Genomic DNA, 18,140 nt, shown 5'->3' on the forward strand with positions numbered 1-18,140 from the left:
CCGCTGTTGAGCCAGCGCCGATTAAAGTTAAGGACGACTTACCACTTAAAAATTTCCCACGCCGGAATCAGCATATCCGGGTAATCAGAGCGGATGAAGTTACCTTCTGATCCGTCGGCGCGTACCAGGAAATACGGCTTGCCGCCTTTGGGCGTGACTTTGATCGCATACAGAAAACCGTTTTGGCGGTATTCCTGGATGAGCTTGTCCCCTTCCGTGCGGATCGTGACATCTGGCTCCGGTGTCGGCGCATCGTCCGCCGCCATGACGGCCAATGGGGCGATTGCAAACAAGCCAGCCAGCAACAGGCGATTTAGTGTGCGCATGATAACCTTGTCCCTTTGTCGTCAACGGTCCCGCTATTCTAGCGCCGGACCCGCCGAAAAGGTTGATCCTGCTCATGAGCCAAGCCCCCCTCGTCCTGGTGGACGGTTCTTCTTACTTGTACCGCGCCTTTCACGCGCTGCCGCCGCTGACCACGTCCAAAGGCCTGCCGACCGGCGCGGTCAAGGGCGTGTTGAACATGCTCAAGAGCCTGCGCAAGCAATATCCGAACAGTCCGTTCGCCGTGGTGTTCGACGCCAAGGGTGGGACTTTTCGCGATGACATGTACGCCGAATACAAGGCCAACCGTCCGAGTATGCCTGACGACATGCGCGTGCAGATCGAGCCGCTGCACCAGAGCGTGATCGCCCTGGGCTTCCCGCTACTGTGCGTCGAAGGCGTGGAGGCCGATGACGTGATCGGCACCCTGGCCCGCAGCAGCGCGGCGGCGGATCGTCCGGTGATCATCTCCACGGGCGACAAGGATATGGCGCAACTGGTCGATGGTCACATTACCTTGGTCAACACCATGACCGGTAGCAGCATGGACGTGGAGGGCGTGAAGGAGAAATTCGGCGTCGCTCCCGAGCAGATCATCGATTATCTGGCGCTCATGGGCGATTCTTCCGACAACATTCCGGGCGTTCCGGGCATCGGTCCGAAGACCGCTTCCGGCCTGCTGGTCGGTGTGAACGGCGGCCTGACCGAGCTCTATGCGCAGCTCGACATCGTGCCGACCCTGCCGATTCGCGGTGCCAAGACCCTGCCGGCCAAGCTCGAAGAGCACAAGGAAATGGCCTTCCTGTCCTATCAGTTGGCGACCATCAAGGTCGATGTGCCGCTGGACATTGGCCTCGACGACTTGCAAATGGGTGCGGAAGATCCGGCGAAACTCTACGAGTTGTACAGCCTGCTGGAGTTCAAGAGCTGGCTGAACGACCTTGATCGCGACGCCAAACGCCTGGAACTGAGCGCTGCCGCCGAGCCTGCACCGGCCGCCGATCTGTTCAGCGAACCAGAGGCCGAAGCAACGGCCGCCGCTGCTGAAGCCGCCTATGAAACCATCCTTGATCAGGCGCGTTTCGATGTCTGGCTGGAAAAGCTGAACAACGCCAAGCTGTTTGCCTTCGACACCGAAACCACCGGCATCGACGCGCAGCAGGCGCAACTGGTGGGGCTGTCGTTCGCGGTTCAGGCTAACGAAGCGGCCTACATCCCGTTGACCCATTCCTACATCGGTGTGCCGCAGCAGCTGGACCGCGACACTGTCCTGCGCGCGCTCAAGCCGATTCTGGAAGACCCGAACAAGCTCAAGGTCGGCCAGCACGCCAAGTTCGACATGAACATCCTGGCCAACTGCGCCATCGGCGGCGTACAGGACAACGGCATCACCGTGCGTGGCATCGCCTTCGACACCATGCTCGAGTCCTACGTGCTCAACTCCACAGCCACGCGCCATGACATGGACAGCCTGGCGCAGAAGTATCTGGACCACACCACGGTGAGTTTCCAGGACATCGCCGGCAAAGGCGTGAAGCAGCTGACGTTCGATCAGATCGCCCTTGAGCAGGCCGGGCCTTATGCCGCCGAAGATGCGGACATCACCTTGCGTCTGCACCAGACCCTGTTCGAAAAGCTCTCGGCCATTCCAAGCCTGGCCAGTGTGCTGACCGACATCGAAATTCCGTTGGTGCCGGTATTGGCGCGCATCGAGCGCCAGGGCGCATTCGTCGACGCCGCCTTGCTGGGCGTGCAAAGCATCGAACTGGGCGACAAGATGGTCGCACTTGAGCGCGAAGCCTTCGAGATTGCCGGCGAGGAATTCAACCTCGGTTCGCCCAAGCAACTCGGCGTGATCCTCTACGAAAAACTCGGCCTGCCGGTGCTGAAAAAGACTGCCAAGGGCCAGCCGTCCACGGCCGAAGAGGTGCTGGCCAAGCTGGCGGAAGACGACTACCGATTGCCGAAAGTGCTCATGGAATATCGCTCCATGAGCAAGCTGAAAAGCACCTACACCGATCGTTTGCCGGAACAGATCAACCCGCGCACCGGGCGGATCCATACGTCGTACCACCAGGCTGTCGCCTCCACCGGGCGCCTGTCCTCGAGCGATCCGAATCTGCAGAACATTCCGGTGCGCACCGCCGAAGGGCGTCGTATCCGCCAGGCCTTCGTGGCTCCGGCCGGCTACAAGCTGCTGGCGGCGGACTATTCGCAGATCGAGTTGCGAATCATGGCGCACCTGTCACGGGATGAAGGGCTGATGAACGCCTTCCGCCACAATCTGGACGTGCACACCGCGACTGCCGCCGAAGTGTTCAAGGTCGAACTGGCCGACGTGACCTCCGACCAGCGCCGCAGCGCCAAGGCGATCAACTTCGGACTGATCTACGGCATGGGGGCGCAGAAGCTCGGCAAGGACATTGGCGTCGACACCAAGACCGCCAAGGCCTACATCGATACCTACTTCGCCCGATACCCCGGCGTACGCCAGTACATGGACCGCACGCGGGCCCAGGCCGCCGAGCAAGGTTATGTCGAGACGTTCTTCGGTCGTCGCCTGTACCTGCCGGACATCAACTCCAACAAACCGCAAGAACGCGCCGCCGCTGAGCGCACGGCAATCAACGCCCCGATGCAAGGCACCGCTGCGGACATCATCAAGAAAGCCATGGTCGCTGTGGATAACTGGCTGACCGCGTCCGGCCTCGACGCCAAAGTCATTTTGCAGGTGCACGATGAACTGGTGCTGGAGGTGCGTGAAGACCTGGTCGACCAGGTTCGCGATGAAATTCGCGTACACATGAGCGAAGCCGCGAAACTGGATGTGCCGTTGCTGGTCGAAGTGGGTGTTGGAAATAACTGGGATGAGGCTCACTGAGCCTTCCTGTAGGAGCTCGCTCGCTCCTACAAAAAATGTCGTGTTCTGCCGCGGCATAGTGCCGCGGCAGAAGAGCGCAAACAGCTTAGTCCGGAAGGTTATCGGCGTTATTTCAAAGCTATTTGAAAAAAATCTGAACTAATCTTGCGGAGCACCACTCAGAGGTACTGAATGGCTGGTGAAGCCCTTCGATGCTCCTATGTTGTGTTAAGTGTTGGCAGATATCTGGACCCCGCCCTAGCGGTCTAGAGCTTGAACCCCGGAACTTCTCCCTCCCCATATGAAGTCCGGGGTTTTTTTTGCCTGAAAACTGCCTGTGGCACGCTCATGCTGCGTTAAAAGCGCGGCTCGAAATGCTCATTTAGGCTCCTAAAGTCGAGCGCGACCCCGACCGTTTCGAGCCGCGCTTTTACCTTGCCTAAGCGCACCACAAACAGTTTTCGATTTTTATTGGGCTTCTACCTCGACACCCTTGTCCGCCAGCTCCATCCAGCCTGCCAGTACGGTATAGGCTTCTTCCAGGCCCATGCGTTTCGGGGCCGAGAACAGCTGAATCGTCACCAGATCGCCCCAGCCCTTGCGGATTTCCGCCTGAACCTTGAGCAGCGTGTTCTTGGCCGCGCCATAGGTCAGCTTGTCCGCTTTGGTCAGCAGAATGTGCATCGGCATGCCGGCAGCCACGGCCCAATCGAGCATCAGCAGGTCGAAATCGGTCATCGGATGGCGGATGTCCATCATCAGGATCAGGCCTTTCAAACTCTCGCGGCCACCCAGGTACGCTTCCAGGTGACGCTGCCAGTGTTGCTTGAGCGGGATCGGTACTTTTGCATAACCGTAGCCCGGCAGGTCGACCAGACGGCGTTCATCGTCTAGCTTGAAGAAATTCAACAGTTGCGTGCGCCCCGGAGTTTTCGAGGTGCGCGCCAGGCTGGCGTGGGTCAGGGTGTTCAAGGCACTCGATTTGCCGGCGTTGGAACGCCCGGCGAAGGCGACTTCGAAGCCCTCGTCATCCGGACATTGGTCGACTTTGGCGGCGCTGAGCATGAAGGTGGACTGTTGGCACAGACCGAGGATGGGATTCTTGAGTTGCATGGGATTTCCGATGTGGGCGGCGCCAGGAATGGGTGCGGCAAGCAGTGTCGCTTCCGTTTCAGTGACGCCAGTATATAATGCCGCAGATTTTGTGTGCGCTTTGTCCCAGCGTAGGATGAAGTTCACGAGAGCGACAGACCTTGATTGCGCACTAGAACGCAGCACGCTCTCAACCCTGAAAAGGTCGTTTTATGACGAAATGGCTGCTAGCTGCCGGTGTCTTGATGCCGCTTTACAGCGCTCAGGCTACACAGGATCCGGAAGCTGTGTACAACCGTGTTTGTGGTGCCTGTCATTCCGGCCAATTACCCATGGCGCCGAAAAAAGGCGATCAGGATGCTTGGACGCCGAGGTTGGCGAAAGGTATGGAGACGCTGGTGCAACACGTGACCCAGGGTTTCAAGGCGATGCCGCCGCGTGGTTTGTGCATGGACTGCAGTGCCGAGGATTACCAAGCCATCATCCATTGGATGAGCGAGTAAGCCCGGTCCATAACTCTTAACCCTTAGCCGTAGTTGGATTAGCTGATGAAGAAATTGATCGTGAGTCTGCTGTTGACCGTGGGCATCTCCGGCATAGCCCATGCTGCAGGTGAGGCAGTACAACCGGGTGATGCTAAAGCTGGCCAGGCCAAAGCCGCCGTCTGTGGCGCCTGCCACGGCCCGGATGGCAACAGCATGGCGCCAAACTTTCCAAAACTGGCGGGTCAGGGTGAACGCTACCTGACCAAGCAATTGCACGACATCAAGTCGGGCAAGCGCACCGTTCTGGAAATGACCGGCCTGCTGACCAACCTGAGCGATCAGGACCTGGCGGACATCGCCGCCTACTTCGCCAGCCAGAAAGGCAGCGTCGGTGCCGCCGATCCTAAAGTCGTCGCTCGCGGTGAAGCCCTGTTCCGTGGCGGTGACCTGGCCAAGGGCATGCCAGCCTGCACCGGTTGTCACTCTCCGAACGGCGCCGGCAACGCAGCCGCCGGCTTCCCGCACCTGGGCGGCCAGCACGCTCAATACATCGCCAAGCAACTGACCGATTTCCGCAAGGAAGACGGCGGCCGCACCAACGATGGCGATGCCAAGACCATGCAGACCATTGCCAAGAAGCTGAGCGACGAAGACATCGCCGCGGTGTCCAGCTACATCCAGGGCCTGCACTAAGGCCGGCGGATCGGGCGTTGAGCGCGGTACATATCGCCTTCAACGTTAACGCTCGATTAATCCGTTGCAACGAGTATAAAAAGGGTGGCCTTGGCCGCCCTTTTTTGTGGCCGCTGCCGTTACACTACAGAACTCAAGCCCGCCAGGACCTGTCTGAAAACACGTCGCGCGAGGCGAAAAATTTGTCCAGGAGTGAAGCATGCGTAATCTGATCATCAGCGCCGTTTTTGCCGCTGCCAGCCTGTTCGGCATGACTGCCCAGGCCGCTGAAGCCCCCGCCGCACCTTATGTCGAACTGAGCAATCCGGTTCCGGTCGCCGTGCCTGGCAAGATCGAAGTGGTAGAGCTGTTCTGGTACGGCTGCCCGCATTGCTATGCCTTCGAACCCGTGATCAATCCCTGGGCCGAGAAGCTGCCTTCGGACGTGAACTTCGTGCGCATTCCAGCCATGTTCGGTGGCCCGTGGGATGCTCACGGCCAGATGTTCCTGACCCTTGAAGCCATGGGTGTCGAGCACAACGTTCACGCTGCGGTGTTCAACGCGATTCAGAAAGAGCACAAGAAACTGACCGACAAGAATGACATGGCCGACTTCCTCGCTACCCAAGGCGTGGACAAGGACAAGTTCCTCGCGACTTTCGACTCTTTCGCTATCAAGGGCCAGATCGTCAAGGCTCGTGAACTGGCCAAGAAGTATGAAATCTCCGGCGTTCCAACCATGATCGTCAACGGCAAGTACCGCTTTGACGTAGGCTCCGCCGGCGGTGCCGAACAGGCCCTGCAACTGGCCGACAAACTGATCGACAAAGAGCGAGCGGCTAACAAGGCTGCCGCCAACTAAGGGCAGTCACTGCCATGCGCCGATGGGGTACTGAACGCATCGTTGGCCTGCATGATCCGCGGGTCAACGAGCATCATCTGGAGTCCACGGGCCTGCCCGCAGACAGTCGTCTGCGCTTGCTCAGTTTCAATATCCAGGTCGGCATCAGCACCGAGCGCTATCGGCATTACCTGACCCGGGGCTGGCAGCATCTGCTGCCGCACACCGGGCGTGCCGACAATCTGCAGAAGATCGGCAATCTGCTGGGCGACTTCGATCTGGTCGCCTTGCAGGAGGCCGATGGTGGCAGCCTGCGTTCAGGCTACGTCAATCAGGTTGAGCATCTGGCCCAGCTCGGCGCCTTCCCCTACTGGTATCAACAACTCAATCGCAATCTCGGACGCCTGGCCCAGCACAGCAATGGCGTGCTCAGCCGATTGCGCCCGTGGGCCATCGAAGATCATCCGCTGCCGGGCCCGAAGGGGCGCGGAGCCATCCTGGTACGCTTCGGCGAAGGCCCGGAAGCACTGGTGGTCGTCATGATGCACCTGGCGCTGGGCGCCCGGGCGCGCAGCCTGCAACTGGCCTACATCCGCGATCTGATTGGCGACTACAAACACCAGGTACTGATGGGCGACATGAACACCCATGCCAGTGACCTGCTGCAAAATTCCGCGTTGCGCGATCTCGGCCTGCTCGCGCCGCAAATGGAAGCAACGTTCCCCAGCTGGCGTCCACAGCGCTGTCTGGACCATATCCTGCTGAGCCCGAGCCTGACCCTGGAAAAGGTCGAGGTGCTGGCACAGCCCATTTCCGATCACCTGCCGGTCGCGGTAGAGATTCGTCTGCCGGGTTCGCTCACGGCCGATGCATTGCCCGCGTTGAGTCCTGCCCCTCGCGGAACCCATGAATGAGCGACGAAACACAGCGCTGGAAAGAGAAATACCTCAAAAGCATCGAACAACAGGAAAAGCTCGAACGTCGTTGGGACGCGCGGCTCGATTTGCTGCGGCGCGGGCTGGTGCGCAGCACCCTGGCGGCGGAAGGTACTGACCGCGCGGTTGACCAATGCATGAAGGAAATGCGCGAGGTCGTGCGTACCGACGACATGGACGCCGGCCTGGCCGCGCTGATTCCACGCCTGGAAAAAGCCGTGCTCGACTCCGAACAGCGTCGGGAAACCCGGATCAACCAGACCAGTGCCGCCCTGACCGCACTGGTCACTCAACTGCAAACATTGCCGCTGCCACGAGAAGTGAGCCGGCCACTCAAGAGTTTCGCCAAGCAACTGGATGCGCGGGTCAGTCAGGCGCGCGAGATACCCTTGTTGCTCAGCGAGCTGAGTGGCTTGCAAGGCAAGGCCCTGAGCCAGCTGGAGACCCCGACGGAGCCTGGTCGGCCGGGCTTGCTCCAGCGGTTGTTCGGCGGTCGTGAAGCGGAAGAGGCGGTGGGATCGACTGCTTCTCCTGCGCCGGCGGCCCCCGCAGCCGAGAGCCCTGCGGCGATTATCGAGTCGGCCCCGGTCGCGATTGAGACGGCAATCTGCGAAGTAGCCACGGCTGAGCGAGTTGCAGAGGAATCCGCGCCGACCGAGCCTGTCGAGGCTTCCCCTGCTCCGGCAGTAGTGGCCCTGGAACCTGCCGTCGCGCAGCCTCAACCCGCCATGGCAGGCGCGGCAGAAACCGAGTCAGCCGAGAAGCCGACCCCGGAAACACCTCTTGAGTCGCAAGTGAACCCCGACGAGCTGACCGCGCCAGCATCGCCGGATAGCCTGGCCTTGCTTGCGAATCCGACAGCGGAGGTGGTCGCCGCAGATCAGCCTCTATCCGGGCACGACACTTTCTACGCACTCCCGGATTCCCCTGAGCCCTCCTACAGCTCGGTGGCGAGCCACATCGAAGACACGCTGCTGGGGCTGCTCGAAGACCTGACATTGCCCGAGCGTCATCGCCCGCAAGCCGAATCCATGCGCGATCGTCTGAAAAACGGTCTGAATTGGTACGAATTACTACCGATTCTCGACGACTTCGCCACGTTGATGCTGGCCATTACCGACAGCGGCCAGCATGAGTTCGAAGCCTACCTGCAACGACTGAACGAGCGCCTCGAATCGTTCCAGAGCAACCTGCAGGCCGCCACCGCAGGACACGCCGACAACCGTTCGGCTGCGCGGCAGATGGACACGCAGATCCGCGAACAGGTTGATGGCTTGCAAAGCAGCATGCAGGAAGCCGCGGACCTCGAAGATCTCAAGCACGTTCTGGAAAACCATCTCGAAGGCTTGCTGGGCACCATGGACCAGCACCAGAAACAACGCGATGAGCGCGAGCAAGAGGTCGCTGCGCGCCTGCACAGCCTGGCCGAGCGCGTTGCCCATATGGAGCGGGAGGCCCAGGGTTACCGTGAGCATCTTGAGGAGCAACGGCAGAAGGCGTTGGTCGACCCGTTGACCGGCCTGCCCAACCGCGCGGCCTGGAGCGAGCGCCTGGATCATGAAGTCAAACAATGGCAGCAACATGGCAATACGCTGTTGCTGGCCATGCTCGACCTCGATCATTTCAAGCGCATCAACGATAACTACGGGCACCTGGCCGGTGACAAGGTGCTGAAGATCATTGCCAACGTGTTGCGCAAGCGTCTTCGCGGAACGGACTTCATTGCCCGGTTCGGCGGAGAAGAGTTTGTGCTGTTAATGCCATCCACGGTGCCGGCGGCGGGTCTGAAGTTGCTGGAAAGTCTGCGTGCCTCCATCGAGGCCTGTCCGTTCCACTTCAAGGGAGAGCCGGTGACCATTACCGTGTCTGTCGGAATGTCGGCGTTCAGGCCGGGTGAGCACAGCGATCAAGTGCTTAAAAGAGCCGATCAGGCGTTGTACCGTGCAAAGAATGCCGGACGCAACCGCGTGGAGCCGGGCTGAGCATTATTTGTTCCATTTTGTTTAATTCGTGGCGATTGCCGTCAGCCCCCAAGGCATTACGTTACACTGTTGCATTATTGTCTTGTGTGTACTGCCTTTCGCCATGAAATATCTTGCTCTGATCGTGTCACTTGTTGTGCTGGCCGGCTGCGCCAGCGGTCCCCGTTTTGACACCAGTCACCCTTCAGCCAATTACGACAGCCGTGTGCAGTTCGTGGTGGTGCATTACACCAACGCCTCGCTGGAGCGTTCGCTGCAACTGCTGACCCACGGCGAAGTCAGCAGTCATTACCTGATCGGTGACGACAAGGGCGCCACAATCTACAAGCTGATGGATGAAAACGTTCGCGCCTGGCACGCCGGGGAGAGCGAATGGGATGGCCGGACCTGGCTGAATTCCAGTTCCATCGGTATCGAAATCGTCAACCCGGGGTTCAAGGACACTCCAGCCGGACGCGTGTGGTACCCCTACAGCGAAGATCAGGTTCAGTCCTTGATCGTATTGCTCAAGGACATCAGCAAGCGTCAGGGCATCAAGCCTCGCGACATCATCGGCCATAGCGATATTGCGCCGTTGCGCAAACTGGACCCGGGGCCGCTGTTCCCCTGGAAGCGTCTGGCTGCCGAAGGCCTGGGTATCTGGCCGAACGAACAGGCGGTCGCGCGCCAGCAAATGCTGTTCGCCGATCAGTTGCCGAGCATCGGCTGGTTTCAGGCGCAATTGGCCCGCCTGGGTTATGCCTCGCCACAAACCGGCGAGCTAGATGTTGCGACACGACATGTGATAGCGGCCTTCCAGATGCACTTCCGCCCGGCACGCTTCGATGGCACTCCGGATGCGCAAACCGCCGCGCTGCTTTTGGTGTTGAACCAGACAAAATAATGGCGCCCGCCCGGCGGTCAGGGCTTTTTCCCAATCAGCAGCTATAACTCATTGGTAATCCATCGGATATTACGCAATGACTGCTGCTCGAGAGACCTTCCGTAGTTGGTTCCATCGCCCCTGGTTCCTGGGGCTGATGTCGGCTGTCTTGAGCGCAACGTTATTGATGGCCGGCAGCCTGTTCGTCGCCATTCATCAGGTCGAGCAAAACGAAAGCGAAGAAATGAATGCTCAGGGTGAGCGCTTTCTCGCCCGCCTGGAACAGCTCTTCGGGCAACTGCGTGAAAGCCTGGACGACCTTGAAGCGCAACCGTTGCGCGGTTGCGATGCTGAAATGATCGCGACCTTGCAACAGGTTACGTTCAATTATCGCTTCGTCTACGAAGCCGCCTACATGGACTCCTCGCGAATCTGCTCCAATCGCCCTCGCCAGGAAGGGCTGTCGCTGATTCGATCGCCAGACATCAAAGGCCCGACCTACAGCTATTGGCTCAACACCACCACCGAACCCGATGAAAACCGCGCCGCCCTGATGCTGGGGCGCGGGAATTTCCGGGTCGCGACCTCTCGGGGGCATTTGACCGATATGGTCGACCTGTCGCCGGGCAGCAGCCTGCTGGTCGTCCTGGACCATGGTACGCGCGCGATTCCGGTATTGGGGTCTTCCCAGATCTGGCCGCCGGTTGAGGCCTGGCCCCCGAAAAACCGTGATGCGCTGCAGATCACCCAGACACGCCTGATATACCGCATGCCCACCGACAACCCGGAGTATCAACTGGTGTTGATCAGCCTGCGTACGGGCATGCATATCCCGTCGGTCTGGTGGTGGCTGCTGCCGGCCAGTATTGCACTGGGCATATGCGTCGGGTTCCTGGTGTTCCTGCTGGTGCAACAGCGGCAGTCGCTGGATGCCGAACTGGCCGGAGCGATCCGACGGGGCGAGTTGCAGGTGCTGTATCAACCGATCTTCGACCTCGATAGCCGCAACTGTGTCGGGGCTGAAGCGCTGCTGCGCTGGCGCAGACCGGACGGTACCCTGACCAGTCCCGACCTGTTCATTCCGATGGCGGAGGACACCGGGCAGATTCGCCAGATGACGGATTTCGTCTTGCAACGCTTGCTCGAGCAACTCGGCCAGTTGCTGCGTGCCAACCCGCAACTGTACATCTCGGTCAATCTCGCGGCGTGTGATGTGATGGTTCCGCGCATCGGCCAGGTGATGGCGAGGCTGCTGACCCTGCACCGCGTCGCTGCGCGGCAAATCGCCTTCGAGGTTACCGAGCGTGGGCTGGTCGATGTGGTGGTGGCCCGGGAAAACCTGCAATCGCTGCGGGATGTCGGGCACCAGGTGTTGATCGATGATTTTGGCACCGGCTACTGCAGCCTCGCCTATTTGCAAACCCTGCCGGTGGACTGCCTGAAAATCGACAAGGCGTTCATTGATGCGTTGGGCCATGATGCCGCCAGCAGCGGTGTGGCCCCGCACATCATTCACATGGCCCAATCGCTGCATTTGAAGGTGATTGCCGAGGGCATCGAACATGAGGCCCAGGCCGAGTTCCTGAGCAGTGAAGGCGTGAAGTTCGGCCAGGGCTGGCTGTTCGCCCACGCGCTGAGCGCGGTTCAGTTCATTGAATTGATAACCCGGGGGCGACGTCGGGCGGGCGGCCGGCGCCTGGATGACGAGGCGTGACTGCGATCTAAACCGTCAGCGCCATGTAGAACTGAGTACCCTGCCCCGGCCGTGAATAGACGCCCATCCGCCCGCCATGCAATTGCACGATTTCCTTGCACAATGCCAGGCCAAGACCGGCGCCGCCTTTCTTGCGTCCGACCTGCACGAACGGCTCGAAGATCCGCCCTTGCTGACCGTAGGCGATGCCTTCGCCATTGTCCTCGACACTGACGATGACCCGATCGCCGTGGCGCCGGGCGTGCAGGCGTATCCGCCCGCCGGAACCGGTGTGACGCAAGGCGTTGTCGAGCAAATTATCGAGCACCCGCTCCAGTTGTGGCTGATCGGCCTGCAAACGCGGCAAAGGCCCCTGCACTTCCACCAGCAGACTGATGTCCTTCTCGGCGGCCGATGCGGCAAAGCGTGACTCAGCCTGTTCCAGCAGCGCCTCGATGGAACACGGCGCCAAGGTGAGTTTCTGCAAACCGTTCTGGTAACGCGAGAAATTCAGCAGGTCATTGATCAGCTGCATCAGCCGCTGCATCTCTTCATTCACGGTATCGAGCAGGTCGGCTTCCCGGGAGTCCGGGGCAAAGTGCGCGCGCTCGCGGAACAATCCGAAGGCCATGTGCATGCCGGTGACCGGTGTGCGCAATTCATGGGAGGCGCGCAATACAAATTCGCTGCGTACCCGTTCGAAGGCTCGCTGCTCCGTGACGTCATGCAACACCATCACGGCCCCGAGAATATGGCCCTGGGTGTGGCTGACCGGGGTCAGGCTATAGGTCAGCAGTCGCGACTCGCCGTCGACTTCGACACTCAAGTCCTCCGGCGCCCGCTCCAGAGTGCCGCCGCGCAGCACCAGTTGCAGCTGCTCATCGAGTTCAGGGCGCTCCAGCGCCGTGCCCAATCCCTGTCCCAGGCGATCGGACTCCCAGCCCAGCTGACGCTGGGCCACAGGGTTAAGGTGTTCCAGATGGCCCTGACGGTCGATCATCAGCAGCCCGTCGTCGATGCTGTCGAGCACGGCCTGCAAACGCTGCTGGCCGGCCAGCAACTCATCGACATTGGTGGCCTGATGTTCACGCAGCGCCTGGGCCATGATCCCGAAACGCCGGGTCAACTGGTTGAGCTCCACTGCCGAGGAGATCGGCAGGGTGACATCGAAATTGCCCTGGCCGATATTGTCCGCTGCCTTGGCCAAGGCTTCGATAGGCGCCCCGAAACGCCGGGCAATGGCCTGCGCGGTCACGAAGCCGATGATCAGCACCGCCAGCCCCACCAGGGCGAGCAGCCCGGCGATCAGCAGTGCCCGCTCCCGGGCCTGGCGCTCGGTATCGTTGATGTTATCCAGAGCGCGCTTGTGCTCGGCGATCAGACCATTGCGCAGTGAGTTGAATTTTTCCGTCAGGTTGTCATGGCTGCTGAGCACAGTCGAAGGGTCCGGGGACGCCTCATAAGCTTCGATAAAGCGCTCGTAGTCAGCCTTGGCTTTTCTGAAGCCGTACTCGCTTGCGTTCTGCTCGGGTTCCTGGGCGATGCCTTCCTCCAGCAATTCGAAGTAACGCTGCTTCGAGGCGGCGAAAGCGGCGGAGTCAGGCTTCTCGCTGAGCATAATGATCAGTTGGTCACCCAGGGTCTGGCGCAGCTTGAGTCCCAGGTCCAGGGTGATGAAGTTACTGCGGGTCAGTGCTTCCTGGCTGCCGGCCATCTGCATCACGCTGACCAGCCCGAGCAGGAGCCCGAGCAAGGCGACGGTGATCAGTGCGGAGATGCTCAGGAAAAGCCGGGTCCGCAATTTCATCGCCAGTTTCATCGCCTATTGCTCACAAGTTGTACTGCTTGCGTTTGCGGTACAGCGTCGAAGCATCGATGCCCAGGGTTTTTGCCGCTTGGTCCAGCGTGTCGGCGGTGGCGAGGACCGCGCCGATGTGGGCCTTTTCCAGCTCATCCAGGCTCAGCGCTGCGCCGATGCGCGGTGCGTTGTTGACCGGGGTTTCGGCCATGCCCAGATGACTGATCTCGACCCGCTCCTGCGGACAGATGATGCTCGCGCGCTCGATCACGTTGCGCAGCTCACGGATGTTGCCCGGCCAGCGATAGCCCAGCAGCGCTTCCCGGGCCTCGTCGCTCAACGTGCGCGCGGGACGGGCATACTCCTTGACGAAACGCGCCAGGAAACGATCGGCCAGGTTGAGAATATCTTCACGGCGTTCGCGTAGTGGCGGCAGGTGCAGGGTAATGACATTCAGGCGATAGAGCAGGTCTTCACGGAAACGACCATCGCGGACCATGTCCTCGAGGTTGAGGTTGGTGGCTGCAAGGATGCGCACATCGGCACGGCGGGTCACCGGGTCACCGACGCGCTCATATTCTTTGTCCTGAATGAAACGCAGCAATTTCGGCTGCAATGTCAGCGGAAAGTCGCCGATTTCGTCGAGAAACAGCGTCCCGCCGTCCGCCTGATTGACTCGGCCCAGGGTGCTTTCGCTGGCACCGGTGAAGGCGCCGCGACTGTGGCCGAAGAGTTCGCTTTCCATAAGCTCGGCGGTCAGCGACGGGCAGTTGATCGTGACGCAGGATTTCTTCGCGCGTTTGCTCCAGCCGTGAATGGCTTGGGACAGCTCGCCCTTGCCGGTGCCGGATTCACCGAGAATCAGGATATTGGCATCGGTCGTGGCCACCTGGCGCGCGGTCTCGAGTACCACTTTCATGGCCGGGCTGTGGGAGTCCAGACCATCCTTGGGCTTGCGCACCTCACCTTCCAGGGCTTCCAGCCGCGCCGACAGCTGCCGCACTTCCAGTTGCTTGGCGGTTGCCAAGCGCAATTGATCGGGGCTGCACGGCTTGACCAGATAGTCGGCGGCACCGGCCTGAATCGCATCCACCGCCGTGTCGACGGCTGAGTGCGCAGTGACGATCACCACTCGCATCCAGGGCGCCTGGATACGCATCTGAGCCAGCACATCCAGGCCGTTGTCTTCGCCCAGACGCAAATCGAGGAAGCACAGGTCGAAGACCTGCCGCTGCAACAGGGCTTCTGCCTGCGCGGCGCTGGTGGCGGTGGCAACGCTGTAGCCTTCGTCTTCGAGGCAGTAACGGAAAGTACGCAGGATGGCGGACTCATCATCCACCAGCAGAATGCGGCCTTGGTGCTCAGTGGCTGATTCCATTTTCCTACGCTCCTTAATGAATGATCTTGATTTAGTCCCGGAGAAATCGGGCAAGTTGCATGATTGATTCTGAGCCATTCCTGTCATGGCAGGGTAGCTTTCATCAGATGTATCGGTTCGCCGGCTGATGTAGCGGGTCTTTTAATAGATGCCCGGTTTCCGACAGCGGCCAGCGTGTATTTCTGACATCTGCGTCCTCCTCTCAATTCAAAAAATTTACACCTTCCTTCAAACGAATCGTGCAATACGCACGACTGCACAAGTGGCATCGTGCAGGATGCGTACGATGTGATTTTCTTGATGATCGTAAGATATTGATATTAAAGGTAATTAATTCGATTCAATGCTGGCATGCGGGCTGCAATTGTCTGGTTGACCAGGGCATTCAAAAACAAACGCCCGCTATCGAATACCGACCCGAGTGGTAGGAGCTCCAGGATGAACCGTCAACGTGCCGCCCACCTGCACCTCTCGCCTGTGCATATTCAGCAAGGACTGTTTGCTGTTCTGGCGCTGTTGCTCACCCTTATCGGCGGCCAACAGTTTCTGCGCTGGGAGCAGAGTCAGCAGCCGCAAGCGCCACAACTGTCGATTCAGCATCCGACCCAAACCCACTTCAGTGCTGTTGGCAGCCTTCAGGCCGATAGCACCCCGATGCGCATGATGGACGTCGACCAGGCCGGGCCTGCGGGTGAGATACGTCATCAGGAGCGCTGGGTGTTCTAGGTAAACAATTTCCGCCGCAGCGATGTGCCGGGAAACGCAACACCTCTAAATAGAAGCGTAAGGAGAATCACCATGTTGAGCTGGGCAATCACATTCCTGATCATTGCCATCATCGCCGCAGTTCTGGGCTTCGGTGGTATCGCGGGCACCGCCACGGGTATCGCCAAGATTCTGTTTGTCGTGTTCCTGGTGATGTTCATTGCTTCCTTCTTCTTTGGCCGTCGCGGTCGAGGCTGACATGAACGGTTTGTTCAAGACGCTGGCAGCCGCCCTGCTATCAGGGCGGTAGTGCCATGGCATGCGGGCTGAGGTTTCCCCGGCATGCCTGAGACTCTGATGCTGGGTCCGGAATTTGTACACGAAGGAGGTCACAGCGCCTCTTTCTATCTGCGTCACCTGAGGAAGGCTGGCGCATGACCAAGGGGTCGGGACGTTCTGCCTGTTTCAGGGGCGGAGTGACCTACGGGTACAGGGAGTACTTGCGTAAGGACCGGGTCAGGAAAAGCTGCTGCGCAAGTTCGCCGGACCACCATGGCTCGACGAGCTTGCGAAGGGCTGGATCACGCAACACATTGAAATAGAGCGCTCGTCTCGATTTCATCACTGTTATCGCGTCCTTGTCCCTGTTACGTCGGAAATTACTTTTCCCGGTGTTTCACAGGCGACCGTATATCGAGAAAAATCCCTTTTTTTTGGCCGCGATTTTTCGCTTTGTCCTGCGGGATTTTGCTGAAAAAACAACGCTCGGCCACTGCTCAAAAAACATTCAATCTGCTCTGTGATGACCGGCTCACGGCGCTTATGCCTGCCGAAATGTCGCAATCGAACCGATTGCGACGTCGCGTTCAGCGGAAAAACCTCATGCCGATTCGGCATAGGGTAGGCGTTTACGGCATTAGACGGCGCTTCCTTGCATCGGAATAGTTGCGCCTTTTTTCGCCTGCCAGAGAGCCGCAAACACGCGCTCCGGGGCACCTTATACGGGGGGTAGATGCACTAGACTTTTTCGCCACGAGCGTTCCAGTTCGCGCATCTCCCTGAGTCAAACGCAAGTAAGGGTAAAGATATGAAGAAGGCAAAGCTTAGCCTCGCCTGGCAGATCCTCATCGGTCTGGTATTGGGGATAGCAATCGGTGCGCTGCTCAACCATTTCAGTGCCGAAAAAGCCTGGTGGATCAGCAACGTCCTGCAACCAGCAGGCGATATCTTTATCCGTCTGATCAAGATGATCGTGATCCCGATCGTCATCTCCTCTTTGATCGTCGGCATTGCCGGCGTCGGTGACGCCAAGAAGCTGGGACGCATCGGCTTCAAGACCATCATCTACTTCGAAATCGTCACGACCATCGCCATCGTGGTCGGTCTGCTGCTGGCCAACCTGTTCCATCCGGGTGCCGGCATCGACATGAGCACCCTGGGTACTGTGGACATTTCCAAGTACCAGGCGACGGCGGCCGAGGTCCAGCATGAGCACGCGTTCATCGAAACCATCCTCAACCTGATTCCGTCGAACATCTTCGCGGCCATGGTTCGCGGCGAAATGCTGCCGATCATCTTCTTCTCCGTATTGTTCGGTCTCGGGCTGTCGAGCCTGCAGGCGGACCTGCGCGAGCCGCTGGTGAAGATGTTCCAGGGCGTGTCGGAAAGCATGTTCAAGGTCACTCACATGATCATGAACTACGCCCCGATCGGCGTGTTCGCGCTGATCGCAGTGACCGTGGCCAACTTCGGCTTCGCGTCGTTGATACCGCTGGCCAAACTGGTGATCCTGGTTTACGTCGCCATCGCCTTCTTCGCGTTCGTGATCCTGGGCCTGATCGCTCGCCTGTTCGGCTTCTCGGTGATCAAGCTGATGCGCATCTTCAAGGATGAGCTGGTACTGGCTTATTCCACCGCCAGCTCCGAAACCGTGCTGCCCCGCGTGATCGAGAAGATGGAAGCCTACGGCGCGCCGAAAGCCATTTGCAGCTTTGTGGTACCGACCGGCTATTCGTTCAACCTCGACGGTTCGACCCTGTACCAAAGCATTGCGGCGATCTTCATTGCCCAGCTGTACGGCATCGACCTGTCGATCAGCCAGCAACTGCTGCTGGTCCTGACGTTGATGGTCACCTCCAAAGGCATCGCCGGCGTACCGGGCGTGTCCTTTGTGGTCCTGCTGGCCACCCTCGGCAGCGTCGGTATTCCTCTGGAAGGCCTGGCGTTCATCGCCGGTGTCGACCGCGTCATGGACATGGCCCGTACCGCACTGAACGTGATCGGCAACGCCCTGGCTGTTCTTGTAATCGCTCGTTGGGAAGGCATGTACGACGACGCCAAGGGCCAGCGTTACTGGAACTCTCTGCCGCACTGGCGTAGCAAGGAAAAGCTGCCGGCGGGTGAAGTTTCCAAAAACTGATACACCCCCTGTAGGAGCCGGCTCGCCGGCGATGAACGATAACGCGGAGCGACAGGTGCACCGCGGTGTGGCAATCGCCAGCAAGCCGGCTCCT

15 protein-coding genes are annotated in these 18,140 nt (G+C 59.6%); 11 read left to right on the top strand and 4 right to left on the bottom strand.

The window, feature by feature from the left end:
• Nucleotides 1-38 precede the first annotated feature (38 nt).
• Nucleotides 39-326 (bottom strand): DUF2782 domain-containing protein, encoded by a 288-nt coding sequence (locus CD175_RS21970; RefSeq protein WP_104450417.1) that lies wholly within the window; start codon nucleotides 324-326, stop codon nucleotides 39-41.
• Nucleotides 327-400: 74 nt separating this feature from the next.
• Between CD175_RS21970 and polA the strand changes: the two genes are divergently transcribed.
• Nucleotides 401-3,205 carry a DNA polymerase I gene (polA, locus tag CD175_RS21975; protein WP_104450418.1) on the top strand — a complete coding sequence of 935 codons (2,805 nt, stop codon included), beginning with the start codon at nucleotides 401-403 and terminating at the stop codon, nucleotides 3,203-3,205.
• 447 nt (nucleotides 3,206-3,652) lie between these two features.
• Here polA and yihA read toward each other — a convergent pair whose 3' ends face one another.
• The gene (yihA, locus tag CD175_RS21980) at nucleotides 3,653-4,297 is read right to left on the bottom strand and encodes a ribosome biogenesis GTP-binding protein YihA/YsxC (protein ID WP_102674491.1); all 645 of its coding nucleotides are present in this window, start codon (nucleotides 4,295-4,297) and stop codon (nucleotides 3,653-3,655) included.
• A 191-nt stretch (nucleotides 4,298-4,488) separates the two neighbouring features.
• Here yihA and CD175_RS21985 point away from each other — a divergent pair, with 191 nt between their 5' ends.
• From CD175_RS21985 to CD175_RS22020, 7 genes are all read left to right on the top strand, one after another.
• On the top strand, nucleotides 4,489-4,779 hold the full coding sequence (locus CD175_RS21985; RefSeq protein ID WP_104450419.1) for a c-type cytochrome: 291 nt from the start codon (nucleotides 4,489-4,491) through the stop codon (nucleotides 4,777-4,779).
• 45 nt (nucleotides 4,780-4,824) lie between these two features.
• Nucleotides 4,825-5,454, top strand: coding sequence for a c-type cytochrome (locus CD175_RS21990; protein WP_104450420.1), 630 nt, complete (start codon nucleotides 4,825-4,827; stop codon nucleotides 5,452-5,454).
• Between the two features lie 199 nt (nucleotides 5,455-5,653).
• Nucleotides 5,654-6,295 (top strand): thiol:disulfide interchange protein DsbA/DsbL, encoded by a 642-nt coding sequence (locus CD175_RS22000; protein WP_007969790.1) that lies wholly within the window; start codon nucleotides 5,654-5,656, stop codon nucleotides 6,293-6,295.
• Nucleotides 6,296-6,309: 14 nt separating this feature from the next.
• Nucleotides 6,310-7,188, top strand: coding sequence for an endonuclease/exonuclease/phosphatase family protein (locus CD175_RS22005; RefSeq protein ID WP_007969788.1), 879 nt, complete (start codon nucleotides 6,310-6,312; stop codon nucleotides 7,186-7,188).
• The gene (locus CD175_RS22010) at nucleotides 7,185-9,191 is read left to right on the top strand and encodes a GGDEF domain-containing protein (protein ID WP_104450421.1); all 2,007 of its coding nucleotides are present in this window, start codon (nucleotides 7,185-7,187) and stop codon (nucleotides 9,189-9,191) included. The genes CD175_RS22005 and CD175_RS22010 overlap by 4 nt, the downstream gene beginning before the upstream one ends.
• 103 nt (nucleotides 9,192-9,294) lie before the next feature.
• On the top strand, nucleotides 9,295-10,074 hold the full coding sequence (locus CD175_RS22015) for an N-acetylmuramoyl-L-alanine amidase (RefSeq protein ID WP_104450422.1): 780 nt from the start codon (nucleotides 9,295-9,297) through the stop codon (nucleotides 10,072-10,074).
• A 76-nt stretch (nucleotides 10,075-10,150) separates the two neighbouring features.
• Nucleotides 10,151-11,767 (top strand): EAL domain-containing protein, encoded by a 1,617-nt coding sequence (locus CD175_RS22020; protein WP_104450423.1) that lies wholly within the window; start codon nucleotides 10,151-10,153, stop codon nucleotides 11,765-11,767.
• Nucleotides 11,768-11,774: 7 nt separating this feature from the next.
• Here the strand turns inward: CD175_RS22020 and CD175_RS22025 are convergent, their stop codons facing one another.
• Together CD175_RS22025 and algB are read right to left on the bottom strand one after the other, a co-directional pair.
• Nucleotides 11,775-13,565, bottom strand: a complete 1,791-nt coding sequence (locus CD175_RS22025) for an ATP-binding protein (RefSeq protein WP_104450424.1) — start codon at nucleotides 13,563-13,565, stop codon at nucleotides 11,775-11,777.
• A gap of 10 nt (nucleotides 13,566-13,575) precedes the next feature.
• On the bottom strand, nucleotides 13,576-14,922 hold the full coding sequence (gene algB, locus CD175_RS22030; protein WP_104450425.1) for a sigma-54-dependent response regulator transcription factor AlgB: 1,347 nt from the start codon (nucleotides 14,920-14,922) through the stop codon (nucleotides 13,576-13,578).
• A 438-nt stretch (nucleotides 14,923-15,360) separates the two neighbouring features.
• On the opposite strand from algB, the gene CD175_RS22035 reads away from it, so the two are divergent.
• The 3 genes from CD175_RS22035 to gltP all read left to right on the top strand — a co-directional run bounded on the left by CD175_RS22035 (nucleotide 15,361) and on the right by gltP (nucleotide 18,046).
• A complete protein-coding gene (locus tag CD175_RS22035) occupies nucleotides 15,361-15,648 on the top strand; it encodes a hypothetical protein (RefSeq protein ID WP_104450426.1) in 288 nt (95 codons plus the stop codon).
• 72 nt (nucleotides 15,649-15,720) lie between these two features.
• Nucleotides 15,721-15,885 carry a DUF1328 domain-containing protein gene (locus CD175_RS22040; protein ID WP_003177151.1) on the top strand — a complete coding sequence of 55 codons (165 nt, stop codon included), beginning with the start codon at nucleotides 15,721-15,723 and terminating at the stop codon, nucleotides 15,883-15,885.
• Nucleotides 15,886-16,714: 829 nt separating this feature from the next.
• On the top strand, nucleotides 16,715-18,046 hold the full coding sequence (gene gltP, locus CD175_RS22045; protein WP_104450427.1) for a glutamate/aspartate:proton symporter GltP: 1,332 nt from the start codon (nucleotides 16,715-16,717) through the stop codon (nucleotides 18,044-18,046).
• Nucleotides 18,047-18,140 lie beyond the last annotated feature (94 nt).

The organism is Pseudomonas laurylsulfatiphila (genome assembly GCF_002934665.1).
GTDB classification, from domain to species: Bacteria; Pseudomonadota; Gammaproteobacteria; order Pseudomonadales; family Pseudomonadaceae; genus Aquipseudomonas; species Aquipseudomonas laurylsulfatiphila.

Excerpts from the sequence above, each read along its gene's own strand:
- CD175_RS21970 (WP_104450417.1), bottom strand. The coding sequence starts at position 326 with ATGCGCACACTAAATCGCCTGTTGCTGGCTGGCTTGTTTGCAATCGCC.
- polA (WP_104450418.1), top strand. The coding sequence starts at position 401 with ATGAGCCAAGCCCCCCTCGTCCTGGTGGACGGTTCTTCTTACTTGTAC.
- yihA (WP_102674491.1), bottom strand. The coding sequence starts at position 4,297 with ATGCAACTCAAGAATCCCATCCTCGGTCTGTGCCAACAGTCCACCTTC.
- CD175_RS21985 (WP_104450419.1), top strand. The coding sequence starts at position 4,489 with ATGACGAAATGGCTGCTAGCTGCCGGTGTCTTGATGCCGCTTTACAGC.
- CD175_RS21990 (WP_104450420.1), top strand. The coding sequence starts at position 4,825 with ATGAAGAAATTGATCGTGAGTCTGCTGTTGACCGTGGGCATCTCCGGC.
- CD175_RS22000 (WP_007969790.1), top strand. The coding sequence starts at position 5,654 with ATGCGTAATCTGATCATCAGCGCCGTTTTTGCCGCTGCCAGCCTGTTC.
- CD175_RS22005 (WP_007969788.1), top strand. The coding sequence starts at position 6,310 with ATGCGCCGATGGGGTACTGAACGCATCGTTGGCCTGCATGATCCGCGG.
- CD175_RS22010 (WP_104450421.1), top strand. The coding sequence starts at position 7,185 with ATGAGCGACGAAACACAGCGCTGGAAAGAGAAATACCTCAAAAGCATC.
- CD175_RS22015 (WP_104450422.1), top strand. The coding sequence starts at position 9,295 with ATGAAATATCTTGCTCTGATCGTGTCACTTGTTGTGCTGGCCGGCTGC.
- CD175_RS22020 (WP_104450423.1), top strand. The coding sequence starts at position 10,151 with ATGACTGCTGCTCGAGAGACCTTCCGTAGTTGGTTCCATCGCCCCTGG.
- CD175_RS22025 (WP_104450424.1), bottom strand. The coding sequence starts at position 13,565 with ATGAAACTGGCGATGAAATTGCGGACCCGGCTTTTCCTGAGCATCTCC.
- algB (WP_104450425.1), bottom strand. The coding sequence starts at position 14,922 with ATGGAATCAGCCACTGAGCACCAAGGCCGCATTCTGCTGGTGGATGAT.
- CD175_RS22035 (WP_104450426.1), top strand. The coding sequence starts at position 15,361 with ATGAACCGTCAACGTGCCGCCCACCTGCACCTCTCGCCTGTGCATATT.
- CD175_RS22040 (WP_003177151.1), top strand. The coding sequence starts at position 15,721 with ATGTTGAGCTGGGCAATCACATTCCTGATCATTGCCATCATCGCCGCA.
- gltP (WP_104450427.1), top strand. The coding sequence starts at position 16,715 with ATGAAGAAGGCAAAGCTTAGCCTCGCCTGGCAGATCCTCATCGGTCTG.